The sequence below is a fragment of the Hydrogenophaga palleronii genome (genome assembly GCF_031457455.1).
Lineage (GTDB): Bacteria > Pseudomonadota > Gammaproteobacteria > Burkholderiales > Burkholderiaceae_C > Hydrogenophaga > Hydrogenophaga palleronii_A.
The window spans coordinates 202,558-214,981 of sequence record NZ_JAVDWU010000010.1; the positions used below are offsets into that span (position 1 = coordinate 202,558).

Below are 12,424 nucleotides of genomic sequence, written 5' to 3' on the forward strand. Positions count from 1 at the left end.
CAGCCTTCGCCTTCAGGGCAGCACCCAGGTGGAGATGTCCAGCCCCACCAGCACGATGCGTTCAGCATCCGCCACTTGCACGGTGCCGCCGAACCCGCCCCAGCTCCCGGCCTCCAGTCGCATCCGCACCGTGGTTCGTTCGCCTGCACGCAGTGGGGGCAGCGCCACCTCGACATGGCCGGACGCGTCGGACTGCGCCGATGGCAGCATGTCCACCCGCGCGAAGCGGCCGAGGTAGGTCTCGTCGATGCCGATCCTGAGGCCTTCAAGCACCTGTGTGCCTGCGTTGTGCACACCCACCACCAGCTCGGTCTGCCCCCGGTGTCGAACCGTCCGAGGGTGTTCGACCGACAGCTCAACCCGGCCGGGACCGGTCTCGCTGGTGGCCGTGGCACGTGCCGTGGAAGGCCCCAACTGATCGAAGAGCGCCAGGACGGGCAACAAAGCCAGAACCGGAACACCAATGGCTTCCAGCCACCCCACACGCACCGCGCGCCGGAAAACAGGGGGGCCATCGGGCTCCGGGGAGCGAGAGGGACGACTGCTCATACGCGAGGGCCGGTGGCAGGGCGAGGCAAGGGGACAAGACGGCGCAGACAGGGTGCTTCACTCAACATGCGGACCTCCTGGCGCGTCACCAGACGCAGGCCCGAGAGGGGCAATCTGCATGCCAGGAGGTGGCGAAAGCCGGGAAAACCGAATGCCGACCGGCGGTTGTGCTCGAGAACGGGCCTTCGTCAGTGGCAAACCGTCGGAAATTCGGGCGGCAAAGTTTGCACCATGCCTGCCCGCTGCCTGCAGTCCGTTGATGGGTCGCTCTGAGCACGGCGCATGGATGCTGGCACGTTTTTCGCATCGGTGTTACATTAGCTGGTTCGCCTTGAGCGACTGGCCGCGTCGGGCCTTGCTGGCCTGATGCATGAACCCCGGCAGAGGGTTTGCCAGTCAAGCCCCTCCATGGCGAGCCATGCCAGCCCCGTGCCCTTGCAAGCCCGGCGCCGTGGCAATACCTCCCTCCTGTTGCCGATGCCCCTGCCGAGGCTCGAGCGCTGGTTCTGGCGGGGTGTGTCAACACCCTGTCAAATCCAGATGATTCAGTAGGGCACCCCGGCGCCAGGGGCTGCCAATGTGTTTTTTGTGGGCGTATGCGGTTTTGTGGCGGTTGCTGCGAACCCAGCCCTTCAGTGCTTTTTGATGATTCATACGACAACGATTACAACGACGAGACTCTCGCCACTCACCCTGGGCAAGTACCGCATCGCGGCCTGCCCCCGTCTACTGCCGGGCGGATTGTTTGCCGCACAGGTGTCCATCGCCAGCGGCAGCGGCAGCGCATCCACTGCCCGCCTCATGCGCTTTGACAGCGCATTTCCCACACACGACGCGGCGGCCGACTACGCCATTGCGCAAGGCATTGACTGGGTGCACGACACCGCACGACAGTCGGTGCGACCGAACTGACCGATACTTCAGGAAAAGGAAATCACCATGGCCAAAGAAGAACTGATTGACATGATGGGCATCGTCAACGAAGTGCTGCCAGACACGCGGTTTCGCGTGACGCTGGACAATGGGCACCAGTTGATCGCCTATTCGGCTGGCAAGATGAAGAAGAACCACATCCGCATCCTGGCGGGTGACCGGGTTTCTCTGGAACTCTCGCCCTACGACCTCACCAAGGGACGCATCAACTTCCGCCACATCGAAGGCCGCGGCCCGATGGTGCCGCGCAAGCCGCGTTGAACCTGGACGGTTGAGCAGGCCCGGGCGCTCGCCCGGCCACGCTCCCCGGGGGCCTCACATACCCATGCCCCCATCCACCGGCAAGCCCACGCCGGTGATGAACCTGGCCGCGTCCGAACACAGGAAGGCCACGGCATCGGCCATTTCTTCCGCCGTGCCCAGGCGCCCCAGCGGCGTCTGATCGACGATGGCTGCCACCGCTGCCTCGGGTGAGGCAAACAGGCCGGCCGCCACCACGTCGCTGGCGAGCTTCATGCCCATGTCGGTGGGCACCAGGCCCGGATAGATGGCGTTCACCCGCACCCCATAGCCCAGCTTGCCCGACTCCATGGCCGCCACGCGCGTAAGGCGGTCCACCGCCGATTTGGTGGCCGAGTAACCGGCAATCGCGGGAAACGCGATGGTGGCCGCTACGGAGGCGATGTTCACCACCACGCCCCCTTTACCGGCTTCGCCCCCCGGGCGCATCACACGAAACGCATGCTTGAGGCCCAGGGCGGTGCCCACGATGTTCACGTCCAGCATGCGGTGCAAGGCGTCGGTGTCCAGGTCGACCAGCAAGGCGGTTTCTTCGATGCCGGCGTTGTTGATCAGGATGTCAAACCCCCCGAACTCGCCCAGCATGGCGTCAGCGGCCACGAGCCACTGGGCCTCATCGGTCACGTCCAGCTCGATGAACGCCACTTTGCCCCCGACCGCCCCGAGTTCGCGCGCGATCTGCCGGCCTTCATCCACCCGCACATCGCCGATCATCACCGAGGCCCCCGCCTGCACCAGGCCCTGAGCCATGGCCGCGCCCAGGCCGCGAGCGCCGCCCGTGACCAATGCCGTTCGTCCCTTGAGGTTGAATGCCGACATGAGTTGCTCCTGTGTGGTGTGGTGTGTGTCGCACCTGAAGTACGCCTCAAATCCACGACTTTATCCATCGGGAAATCCTTTAGCGTACAGAGCCTGTCGGATTTGACACCGCCGCGCGTCGGCTGGACGACGCCCTTGCTCGCAGCGGCGAAGGGTTGCTCAGCCAAACAAAAGCTTCAGATCGGCCGAACTGCGTTCACCCACGTCGGAAAAATGTTCCAGCAGCCAGCGCTGTCCGTGTTCCCGACCAAGGGTGAACAGCATCTCGAAAAAGCGCTGCCCTGCCGCCGCCTTGGTCTCAGACCCCAGTTCGCGCATCACATCGCCAGGCTCGATGGCGTGGAACCTGGCTTGCGCCAGGCGGCTTTCCAGCGCTCCCCGGCGCCACCGGGGGGTATCCATGGCCCGCGATCGCAGTTGGGCAATCAGGCGCATCTCGCGCAAAAACGTGGCGTTGAAGGCCAGTTCCATGGTGCGCTGGTCGATGTCCTTTGCCGATTTTGGTGTTTCGCCCCACGTCAGCGGCGTCAGCAACACCATCAGCGTGTCACGCGCCTGGCAGTCGAGCAGCAGCGGATAGACGGCGGGGTTGGCCGCGTAGCCGCCGTCCCAATGCGGCTGGCCGTCGATCAGCACGCTGCGGTGCAGGCGTGGCAGGCAGGCCGAGGCCAGCAGCGCGTCCAGGCCGATTTCCGGGTTCTGGAACAGGCGCAGCTGGCCGGAGTTGGCTTCGGTGGCCGCGATGAACAGCTTCACCGGCGATCGGGTGCGCAGCTGATCAAAATCGATCTGGGCCTTGAGCACATCGCGCAGCGGGTTGTGGTCGAAGGGGTTGAGCTGTTCCGGGGACAGGTAGTGCGTCCACTGCAGCATTAGCCGCATGGCGGGCGCGAGCCGAAAGCCCAGGCCGTCTGCCGTGGGCACGGCGCCTTCGAAGGGCAGGCTGTTGGCCACGGCGGTCCAGAAGCTGCGCAGGGCCTCCCTCGCCCCTTCATTGCCGCCGCTCATCAATCCCTGGGCCATCACCACCGCGTTCATCGCCCCGGCGCTGGTGCCGCTCACCCCATCAAATCGAAGTCGCCCGTCCTCCAGCAAGGCGTCGAGCACGCCCCAGGTGAGCGCGCCATGGGCGCCGCCGCCTTGCAGGGCCAGGTTCAGCGTGGGTGGGGTGTCCGTTTGCCAGGGCAGTCGCATGTCGGTTGTTCAAAACGATGGAACTGGCCATGGTCGCATGCTTGACGGCGGTCAATGTGAGGAACGGTACACCAGGCGCCCAAGGCGACGCGCAGGCTCCCAGCGGCATCACTCTCTCCTGCGCGCGCGCACCGCCTTGGCAAGCTCTATCAGCACCGGCACCGTCTGATCAAAGCCGATGCAGGCGTCGGTCACGCTCACACCCTCCAGGAGCGCCTGACCGGGCACGATGTCCTGCCGCCCTTCGTGCAGATGGCTCTCGATCATCAGCCCAGTGATGCGGTGGTCGCCGGCGGCGATCTGCCGCGCCACGTCGGTCGCTACCTCGATCTGCCTGCGGTGCTGCTTGCTGCTGTTGGCGTGCGACACGTCGATCATCACTTGCTCGCGCAGGCCGGCGGCCTTGAGCACGGCGCAGGTGGCGTTCACATCGTCTGCACTGTAGTTCGGTGCTTTGCCGCCGCGCAGGATGACGTGGCAATCGGCGTTGCCGCGTGTCTCAAAGATGGCGGCCTGCCCCATCTTGGTCATGCCCATGAAGGCATGGGGGGCCTGCGCGGCCAGAATCGCATCGCTGGCCACCTTGACGCCGCCGTCGGTGCCGTTCTTGAAGCCCACCGGGCAGCTCAGGCCGCTGGCGAGCTGGCGGTGGCTTTGGCTCTCGGTGGTGCGCGCGCCGATGGCGCCCCAGCTCACCAGGTCGCTGATGAACTGCGGGCTCAACAGATCCAGGAATTCGGTGCCCACGGGCAGGCCCAGCGCCAGCACATCGAGCAGCAACTGGCGAGCCATTTCCAGGCCCTCGTTGATGGCGAAACTGCCGTCCAGGTGCGGGTCGTTGATGTAGCCCTTCCAGCCCACCGTGGTGCGTGGCTTTTCAAAGTACACGCGCATGACGATCAGCAGCTCGCCAGCGAGCGCGTCGGCCTGTGTCTTGAGCAGGCGCGCGTAGGCCATGGCCTGGTCGTGGTCGTGGATGGAGCAAGGCCCCACCACCACGATCAGGCGGTCGTCGCGCCCGTGCAGCACCTGCGAGATGGCCTTGCGGCTGCTTTCCACCAGTGCCTGCGCCTCGTCTGGCGCGGGCAGCCACTCCTGCAGCAGCGCGGGCGTGATCAGGGGGCGCACCGCGCCGATGCGCAGGTCATCGATGCGGGTGGTGTCGTGTGTGGACAGGGCGGTGGTGGGATGGACGTGCTGGGTCATGGTGCCGCGATTGTCGCAGTCGAATGTTTCAGGACTTCACTCCCTTGCCCCTCTGGGGCGAGGGTTAGGGCGAAGGGCAGGCGCTTGCAGAAGCACCGGTCGACGAACGCTGCACGGGTCAGGCAGGCCGCTCAATCGAACACACCAGGCTGCTCCCGCAGATAGCGGTGCAGCGCGTCAATCGCCAGGCGCACCTTGGCAGGCTGGGCATCGCGCTGCGGTGTCACGGCCCAGATGTCGAGTGTGGGTGATTGCCATTCGGGCAGCAGGCGCACCAGCCGGCCGGCGGCCACGTCGTCGTGCGCGTCGATGCTGCCCAGCATGGCCACACCCAGTCCACCCACACACATCTGCTGGATCGAGAGCTGGTTGTTACTGGAAATGCGCGGCTCCAGCCGCATGGCGCGCTGTTCGCCATGGGGGCCGCGCATGTCCAGTCGAAGGGCACCACTGTCGTTGGCAAAGCCCAGCCATTGCAGCGAAGGCAGGGTGTCGATCAACACCGGCGCACCGTGCCGTTCCAGCCAGCCGGGCGCGGCGCACAACCACCACTGCAAAGAACCCAGCCGGCGCGCCGCCCAGTTGGAGTCGGCCAGCGAGCCGAAGCGGATCGCCAGGTCCACCCGGGCGTTGATCAGGTCGATGCTGGCGTCGTCCACCAGCACGCGCAGCCGCAAGGCGGGGTGGCGCGCCAGCAAGTCACCCAGGGCGGGCTCCACATGGCGCGCAAAACCCACCGTGGTGGACATGCGCAACACGCCGCTGGGCGCATCCCGGGTCGCCACCAGTTCGGCGCGGGCCTGTGCGGCGGCTTGCACCATGGCCGCACAGTGCAGGTGCACACGTTCGCCCGCCTCGGTCAGCGCGAGTTTGCGGGTGGAGCGGTGCAGCAGGGTCACGCCGCCTTCGCGCTCCAGCTGCCGCACCTGCTGGCTCACCGCCGAAGGGCTCATGCCCAGCGCACGGGCGGCGCCGCTCATGGAGCGGTGCTGCACCACGGTGGCAAACACCGCCATGCGTTTGAGATCGTCCATTGTGAAGTACAGCTTAAAAGAAAACGCCAATTTGGCCATCTACCGGGCCTATTTGCAAGCCCATACCATTCAACCTATCGTCAACACCCACACAGGAAACACCATGAAAGTCACCCTTATCGGCGCCACCGGCTTTGTCGGATCGGCCGTGCTCGCCGAACTGCTGCAACGCAACCACCAGGTCACCGTGCTGGCGCGCGACCCCGCCAAGATCGCGCCACAGGCCGGCCTTACCGTCGTGAAAGGCGATGCACAGGACGCCGCCCAGGTGCAAGCCGCCGTGGCAGGCCAGGATGCGGTCGTCAGCGCCTACAACCCGGGCTGGGGCAACCCCGAGATCTACAGCGAGTTCCTCAAAGGCACACGTGCCATCCACGCCGGCGTGAGCCAGTCGGGCGTGCGCCGCTTGCTGGTGGTGGGCGGGGCGGGCAGCTTGTTCGTGGCACCTGGCGTTCAACTGGTGGACACGCCGCAGTTTCCCGAGGAATGGAAGGCGGGTGCCCTGGCCGCCCGCGACGCGCTGAACTTCATTCGCGAAGAAAGCGCGCTGGACTGGACCTTCCTGTCGCCGCCCATCATGCTGCAGCCCGGCGAGCGCACCGGCCAGTACCGCCTGGGCACGGAGGCACCACTGATGAATGGCGACGCCCCGGGGCAGATTTCGGTGGCCGATCTGGCCGTGGCCATCGTGGACGAGCTGGAAACCCCGCAACACGTGAAGCAGCGCTTCACCGTGGCGAACTAAAACACCCCCGCGTCGCTACGCGCCACCCCCTCAAAGGGGGCGATACCTGTGGCCCGGCGAAGCCGGTTCCACGGTATCTCTGGAATGGGGCACTGCGCTCTGACTTGATGGAGAACCGTTGTGAACCAGGGCGCCCGGTCCGAGCAGTTTGGACAGGGCTTTCTTGGCGCAGCGCTGCAGCTTCATCAGGAAGCCGTGATCTGGGTCGGCCACACCGTGTCTTGCGCGAAGGTCGTGCTGGATGCGTGCGAGCAACTCCGTCGCCATCTCTGCGTCGGCCAGCGCCCGGTGTGCTCGGCCCGTGCGTGGCAGCTGGAACCAGTCCACCAGCGTGCCCAGCTTGTGGCTGGGCACCTCCGGGTACAGCCGGCGTGAGAGCAGCACGGTGCAGGCAAACGGGTGTGGCGCCGGCACGCCGGCGCGCGCCAGTTCGGCGCGCCAGTAGCGCTGATCGAAGCCGGCGTTGTGCGCCACCAGGGGCGTGTCGCCCACGAAGCGCGCGGCGTCTGCCATCACCGCCTCGGCAGGCGGGGCCTCGGCGATCATGGCGTTGGTGATGCCGGTGAGTTGGGTGATGAAGGCCGGGATGCGCACGCCCGCGTTCATCAGGCTCTGAAAACGGTCCACCACCCGCCCGCCCTCGGTGAGCACGATCGCCACCTCCGTGGCGCGATCGCCCATGCTGGGCGAGATGCCGGTGGTTTCGAAGTCGATGACGGCAATGCGGGTCATGGCCGGGTTCACGCCTTTTTCAGGAACGCCGACTTCAGCAGCATGGGACCCAGATCGGTCTTGCAGTCCACGTTGTGACCGTCGTTGCCATCCACCAGCCGGATCCCCTTGATCTTGCTGCCCTTCTTGAGCAAGGTGGACGACCCCTTGATCTTCAGGTCCTTGACCAGGATCACCGAGTCGCCGTCGGCCAGCGGATTGCCGTTGGCGTCTTTCACGGCGCCGTCGCCAGGGGCCTCGTCTTCAGCACCCGCGGCCGCCTGCGACCACTCGAATGCGCAGTCCGGGCAGACGAAGTTGTCGCCGTCGGGGTAGGTGTTTTCAAGGCCGCATTGCGGGCAGGCGGGGGTGGTGTGGGGCATGTTGCGCGTCGGAGCCGGAAAGGGGATCGAAGGCTCCGATGGTAGTGGACCGCCCCACGCCGGCCCTGACGCAAATCAGACCAGGCTGATCACTTCACCTCGGTCGCGAACTGCTCCAGCGGGCGACGCACCTTCTTCAGGTTCACCAGCCAGTCGCCTTCTTCGGCGCGATAGCCCAACGGCACGATGGCCACGCTGCGCAGGCCGCGTTCTCGCAGTTGCAGGATCTCGTCGAGTTTGGCTGGCTCGAAGCCTTCCATGGGCGTGGCATCCACTTCTTCAAAGGCGGCGGCAATCAACGCTGCACCCAGGCCGATGTAGGCCTGGCGGGCGGCGTGCTCGAAGTTGACCTCGGCGTCGCGCTGCGGGTAGGCCTTGAGCAGCATCTGGCGGTAGTTTTCCCAGCCTTCGTTAATGAAACCGCGCTTCTCGTTCGTCAGGTCGAACATGTGGTTGATGCGCTCGGGCGTGTAGTTGTCCCAGGCGGCGAACACCAGCAGGTGCGAACCGTCGGTGATCTGCGCCTGGTTCCAGGCGATGGGCTGGATCTGCTCGCGCACGGCCTTGCTGGTGACGACGATGATCTCAAAGGGCTGCAGACCGCTGGAGGTGGGCGCCAGGCGCGCGGCCTCGATGATGCGGTCCACCTTGTCTTGCGGCACGGCCTTGGTGGCGTCCATTTTCTTGGTGGCATAGCGCCATTGCAGCTTGTCGAGCAGGACGGGGGCGTGGGTGGGTTGCGACAGATCGCTCATGGGTGTTCTCTCCGATGGGATGGCGCCCACACAGCATGGGCGGACGGGCGATCTTGCCGCAGTGCAGCAAAGGCTGCCGGCTGCCGCTCAGAAAACGGAACGGCGTGGCCCCAAGCGTAGCGCGCTCAGCGCGCTTCGGCGGGATCGGGTATATGCGCGGCGCGGTAAATCAGCGAGACACGTCGTCCCACCGCAGACCATGTTTCTGCAGATACTTGCGCAGCCGGTCGGCGTCGTTGACGACCGTGCGCTGGGTGCGCGAGTGGTCAAAGAGCGTGCGGCCGGCCTCCGACAGCGTGCGCGAGGCACGGCACACGCGCACCACCGCACAGAGTTGCAGCCGGTCGAACAGATCGAGTTGGTCCAGGGTCTGCGCGGGCATCAGATCGGCGAGTTCGACCGCATCATCGGCCAGGCGGGCCACGTCGCCCGGCGCCTGGTTCATCTGCCACAACCAGCGCAGGCGCTGCAGCTCGGCCTCCACCAGGGGGGCTGCAATGCGCCCGCCCTCAGCCAGTGTGCACAGCCGCGTCACGCTCGCGGCCAGGTCGCGGAAGTTGCCGCTCCACAAGGCCTCGGGCGACTGCGCAAAGCGCAGGTACAGCGACTTGGCCTCTGCGTTGAAGCGCACCGCGCGGCCCAGCTCAGTGGCGCAGCGCGTCACCAGATGGTCCACATTGGGCTCGATGTCTTCCGGTCGCTGCGCGAGTCCAGGCAGCGTGTACGACCAGAGGTTGATGCGCGCGTAGAGGTCCTCGCGAAACCGCCCTTCCAGCACGTCCACCCGCAGGTCGCGGTTGGTGCCTGCGATCAGCTGGAAATCGCTGCTCACCTCGCGGTCGCTGCCCACGGGGTAGAAGCGTTTTTCTTCCACTGCCTTGAGCAGCATGGCCTGTTCGTCCAGGCCCAGCTCGCCAATCTCGTCCAGAAACAGCACGCCCTCGTGCGCCGTGCGCAGCAGGCCGGCGCGGTCGCTCGCGGCGCCAGTGAAAGCGCCCTTCTTGTGACCAAACAAGGTGGACGCCGCGCCCTCACCCTGCAGCGTGGCGCAGTTCACCTCCACAAAACCGCCGCTCACCAGGTGGCGCGATTTCTTCAGCTCGAACATGCGCCGCGCCAGGTGCGACTTGCCCGCGCCCGTGGGCCCGGTGAGCAAGATGGGGGCCTTGGAGCGCAAGGCCACGCGCTCGATCTCTTCGATCAGCGCGTTGAAGTGGGCGTTGCGCGTGGCAATGCCGCTCTTGAGGAACTCAAGCGCGTCCCGCTGCGCCTGGTCAAACCGCTGGGCCAGGCCGTCGTAGCGCGAGAGGTCCAGGTCGATCAGCGCATAGCTGCCCGGGTTGGCGCGGGTCTGTTTTTTGGGTGGCGAGGTCTGCAGCAGCACACCGGGGATCAGCCTCGACTCGGTCAGCAGGAACATGCAGATCTGCGCCACGTGCGTGCCGGTGGTGATGTGGGTCCAGTAGCGCTCCTTCTCTGGCTGGAAGGGGTACTGTTTTACCCAGTCGTAGAGCACACCGTAGACCTCACCGAAGTCCCAGGGGTCGGCCATGGCCAGCAGCACGAGGTTCACCGCCGTTTCTGGTGAGGCGGTTTCGATGTCTTGCCGGATCAACTGGGCCAGCGCCTCGTGCGGCCGCGTGTAGAGCAGCTCCAGTCGGTGCACCTGCATGTCTTCGTGCTGCACCAGAGAGACCGTGGGGCGCCACTTTTCCCAGCGACCTGCGCCGCGCCCGCTGTCGAGCTGGGTGCCCAGGAATCCGATGACGACGGTTTTATTTGGCATGGCCGATGAGATAAATAGCTAGCCATGATTCTAGTTTGATGTGGATCTTCCACCAACCATCATCGACGCCAAGACGTCACATCGAAAAATTTACCCAATCAAATCAACGATCTGAAAGAAATTCTCCCGTCGATCCAGGACCTGGCACACCCGTTGCAATGAAGAAGCCACACAAGTTGAATGCAAACGGAGAATCACATGGTCAACACCGAACTCTTTCAAACGCTCAAGGTCCAGCTGCTGCCCCAGGCCACGGCTCAGAACCAGGCAGGCGCACCCGCCTACGCCCTGAGCCCCAAACACCAGCTGGCGCAGATCGCAGCCACCGGTTGCCTGAGCCAGACCTTCTATGCCGACGCCCAGTCGCAGCTCGATGCCGTGAAAGCACTGGCTGCACAAGTGGAGCCCACGTTCGTGGCGCAAACCGCCGTGTACGCCCGCCAGGCAGCCTTCATGAAGGACATGCCCGTGCTGCTGGCTTCCATGCTGGCGGTGCGCGATGTGTCCCTGCTGTCGCAGATGTTCGGCCGCGTGGTGGACAACGGCAAGACGCTGCGCGGTTTCGTGCAGATGCTGCGCAGCGGCGCCCTGGGTCGCAAGTCCCTGGGGTCGCGGCCCAAGAAGCTGGTGCAGCAATGGCTGCTCAACGCGAGCGAAAAGCAGCTGCTGAACGCCGCCGTGGGCAACACGCCCTCGCTGGCCGACGTGGTGAAGATGGTGCACCCCAAGCCCACCGAGGCCTGGCGCGACGCCTGGTTCGCCTGGCTGATCGGAAAGCCGTTCGACGAAGCCGCGCTGCCGCCCACCACGCAAGCCTTCGAGCGATTCAAGCGCGAGTTGGCCGAAGGTCGGGCGACCGAGGTGCCGGACGTTCCGTTCCAGATGCTGACCGCGCTGGAGCTGCAGGCCGCACAGTGGGCGCAGATCGGCCGCGCCGGTTCGTGGCAGATGGTGCGTCAGAACCTGAACACCTTTGCACGGCACGGCGTGTTCGAGCAGCCCGGCATGACCGAAGCGGTCGCGGCCAAGCTGCGCGACCCGGTGGCGGTGGCCAAGGCGCGGGTGTTCCCGTACCAGCTCATGGCGGCCTTCAAGGCCTGTGGTGAGGACGTGCCGGCAGCGGTGCGCGAGGCACTGCAGGACGCGATGGAAGCCGCGCTGGTGAACGTGCCCGCGTTCGAAGGCCAGGTGGTGGTGTGTCCTGACGTGTCGGGCTCCATGGGTTCGCCCGTGACCGGCCACCGTGCGGGAGCCACTTCGTCGGTGCGATGCATCGATGTGGCAGCGCTCGTGGCGGCGGCGGTTTGCGCTAAGAACCCGCAGGCCCGTGTGCTGCCGTTCGAACGCGATGTGGTGAAGCTCACGCTGAACCCCCGCGACTCGGTGATGACCAACGCCCAGGCGCTGGCCGCCATCGGTGGTGGTGGGACCAACTGCAGCGCACCGCTGGCCTTGCCGAACAAGGAGCGTGCGAAGGTGGAACTGGTGGTCCTCGTCTCGGACAACGAGTCGTGGGTCGATGCGCGGCGCGGTGGCGCGACGCAGACGCTGGTCGAGTGGGAAAAGCTCAAGCAGCGTTGCCCGCAGGCGCGGCTGGTGTGCATCGACATCCAGCCGGGTGGCACCACGCAGGCCGTGGAGCGCACCGACATCCTGAATGTCGGTGGCTTCTCGGACGCGGTGTTCACGATGCTGGCGCAGTTTGCCAATGGCAATGCCAGCGCAGACCACTGGGTGGACGAGATCGAGAAGGTCTCGCTGGCCCAGCGGTGAGTTGATAGAAGAGGTGGAAGGTGTCGCAGGCGAATGCCCACAGGCGTACAGCACCATCAGGTCGCGCGGGCCCGCAAGCCCGCAGCGGAGAACCCGCAGACCGCGCTTGTGAATCTGGTCGCCTGCGGCACCGACCAACCAAAAGAATTGAAGCGTCGTCGCGTGGCGAATGCCGGTGGGACTACATCCAAACTGTCTCGTCTCACCACTTGTTTGTCGCCACGCGGGGGCTGTCG

At 65.6% G+C, this 12,424-nt stretch carries 13 protein-coding genes; 4 read left to right on the plus strand and 9 right to left on the minus strand.

Translation table 11 applies throughout. The features are described from left to right. Positions 1–12: 12 nt before the first annotated feature. The gene (locus J2W49_RS20945) at positions 13–549 is read right to left on the minus strand and encodes a hypothetical protein (protein WP_310320787.1); all 537 of its coding nucleotides are present in this window, start codon (positions 547–549) and stop codon (positions 13–15) included. A gap of 645 nt (positions 550–1,194) precedes the next feature. Between J2W49_RS20945 and J2W49_RS20950 the strand changes: the two genes are divergently transcribed. Together J2W49_RS20950 and infA are read left to right on the plus strand one after the other, a co-directional pair. After that, positions 1,195–1,461 carry a hypothetical protein gene (locus J2W49_RS20950; RefSeq protein ID WP_310320789.1) on the plus strand — a complete coding sequence of 89 codons (267 nt, stop codon included), beginning with the start codon at positions 1,195–1,197 and terminating at the stop codon, positions 1,459–1,461. A 27-nt stretch (positions 1,462–1,488) separates the two neighbouring features. Beyond that, positions 1,489–1,743: a translation initiation factor IF-1 gene (infA, locus tag J2W49_RS20955; protein ID WP_056265133.1), complete on the plus strand. Its 255-nt coding sequence runs from the start codon at positions 1,489–1,491 to the stop codon at positions 1,741–1,743. Between the two features lie 54 nt (positions 1,744–1,797). Here infA and J2W49_RS20960 read toward each other — a convergent pair whose 3' ends face one another. The 4 genes from J2W49_RS20960 to J2W49_RS20975 form a co-directional block, all read right to left on the minus strand. Continuing rightward, positions 1,798–2,601, minus strand: coding sequence for an SDR family NAD(P)-dependent oxidoreductase (locus J2W49_RS20960; RefSeq protein ID WP_310320799.1), 804 nt, complete (start codon positions 2,599–2,601; stop codon positions 1,798–1,800). Positions 2,602–2,760: 159 nt separating this feature from the next. After that, positions 2,761–3,795 carry a patatin-like phospholipase family protein gene (locus J2W49_RS20965; protein WP_310320800.1) on the minus strand — a complete coding sequence of 345 codons (1,035 nt, stop codon included), beginning with the start codon at positions 3,793–3,795 and terminating at the stop codon, positions 2,761–2,763. 108 nt (positions 3,796–3,903) lie between these two features. Then, positions 3,904–5,001 carry a 3-deoxy-7-phosphoheptulonate synthase gene (locus J2W49_RS20970; RefSeq protein WP_310320801.1) on the minus strand — a complete coding sequence of 366 codons (1,098 nt, stop codon included), beginning with the start codon at positions 4,999–5,001 and terminating at the stop codon, positions 3,904–3,906. Between the two features lie 131 nt (positions 5,002–5,132). Further along, complete coding sequence (locus tag J2W49_RS20975; protein WP_310320802.1) at positions 5,133–6,035, minus strand: LysR family transcriptional regulator; 903 nt, start codon at positions 6,033–6,035, stop codon at positions 5,133–5,135. A gap of 103 nt (positions 6,036–6,138) precedes the next feature. Between J2W49_RS20975 and J2W49_RS20980 the strand changes: the two genes are divergently transcribed. Continuing rightward, entirely contained in the window at positions 6,139–6,780 is a 642-nt protein-coding gene (locus tag J2W49_RS20980) for an NAD(P)-dependent oxidoreductase (protein WP_310320803.1), read from the plus strand. A gap of 30 nt (positions 6,781–6,810) precedes the next feature. Here the strand turns inward: J2W49_RS20980 and J2W49_RS20985 are convergent, their stop codons facing one another. From J2W49_RS20985 to rtcR, 4 genes are all read right to left on the minus strand, one after another. Then, positions 6,811–7,512: a 3'-5' exonuclease gene (locus tag J2W49_RS20985; RefSeq protein ID WP_310320804.1), complete on the minus strand. Its 702-nt coding sequence runs from the start codon at positions 7,510–7,512 to the stop codon at positions 6,811–6,813. A gap of 8 nt (positions 7,513–7,520) precedes the next feature. Further along, positions 7,521–7,874: a zinc ribbon domain-containing protein YjdM gene (locus J2W49_RS20990; protein WP_310320805.1), complete on the minus strand. Its 354-nt coding sequence runs from the start codon at positions 7,872–7,874 to the stop codon at positions 7,521–7,523. Between the two features lie 89 nt (positions 7,875–7,963). Continuing rightward, complete coding sequence (locus tag J2W49_RS20995) at positions 7,964–8,629, minus strand: NAD(P)H-dependent oxidoreductase (RefSeq protein WP_310320806.1); 666 nt, start codon at positions 8,627–8,629, stop codon at positions 7,964–7,966. Between the two features lie 169 nt (positions 8,630–8,798). Beyond that, complete coding sequence (gene rtcR / locus J2W49_RS21000; RefSeq protein ID WP_310320807.1) at positions 8,799–10,415, minus strand: RNA repair transcriptional activator RtcR; 1,617 nt, start codon at positions 10,413–10,415, stop codon at positions 8,799–8,801. A gap of 198 nt (positions 10,416–10,613) precedes the next feature. Between rtcR and J2W49_RS21005 the strand changes: the two genes are divergently transcribed. Continuing rightward, complete coding sequence (locus J2W49_RS21005) at positions 10,614–12,188, plus strand: vWA domain-containing protein (RefSeq protein WP_310320808.1); 1,575 nt, start codon at positions 10,614–10,616, stop codon at positions 12,186–12,188. The last annotated feature ends 236 nt before the right edge of the window (positions 12,189–12,424 follow it).

Coding starts and splice junctions, on each gene's coding strand:
- J2W49_RS20995 (WP_310320806.1), bottom strand. CDS start 8,629: ATGAGCGATCTGTCGCAACCCACCCACGCCCCCGTCCTGCTCGACAAG.
- J2W49_RS20970 (WP_310320801.1), bottom strand. CDS start 5,001: ATGACCCAGCACGTCCATCCCACCACCGCCCTGTCCACACACGACACC.
- J2W49_RS20945 (WP_310320787.1), bottom strand. CDS start 549: ATGAGCAGTCGTCCCTCTCGCTCCCCGGAGCCCGATGGCCCCCCTGTT.
- J2W49_RS20965 (WP_310320800.1), bottom strand. CDS start 3,795: ATGCGACTGCCCTGGCAAACGGACACCCCACCCACGCTGAACCTGGCC.
- J2W49_RS20990 (WP_310320805.1), bottom strand. CDS start 7,874: ATGCCCCACACCACCCCCGCCTGCCCGCAATGCGGCCTTGAAAACACC.
- J2W49_RS20960 (WP_310320799.1), bottom strand. CDS start 2,601: ATGTCGGCATTCAACCTCAAGGGACGAACGGCATTGGTCACGGGCGGC.
- J2W49_RS21005 (WP_310320808.1), top strand. CDS start 10,614: ATGGTCAACACCGAACTCTTTCAAACGCTCAAGGTCCAGCTGCTGCCC.
- J2W49_RS20975 (WP_310320802.1), bottom strand. CDS start 6,035: ATGGACGATCTCAAACGCATGGCGGTGTTTGCCACCGTGGTGCAGCAC.
- infA (WP_056265133.1), top strand. CDS start 1,489: ATGGCCAAAGAAGAACTGATTGACATGATGGGCATCGTCAACGAAGTG.
- J2W49_RS20950 (WP_310320789.1), top strand. CDS start 1,195: ATGATTCATACGACAACGATTACAACGACGAGACTCTCGCCACTCACC.
- J2W49_RS20985 (WP_310320804.1), bottom strand. CDS start 7,512: ATGACCCGCATTGCCGTCATCGACTTCGAAACCACCGGCATCTCGCCC.
- rtcR (WP_310320807.1), bottom strand. CDS start 10,415: ATGCCAAATAAAACCGTCGTCATCGGATTCCTGGGCACCCAGCTCGAC.
- J2W49_RS20980 (WP_310320803.1), top strand. CDS start 6,139: ATGAAAGTCACCCTTATCGGCGCCACCGGCTTTGTCGGATCGGCCGTG.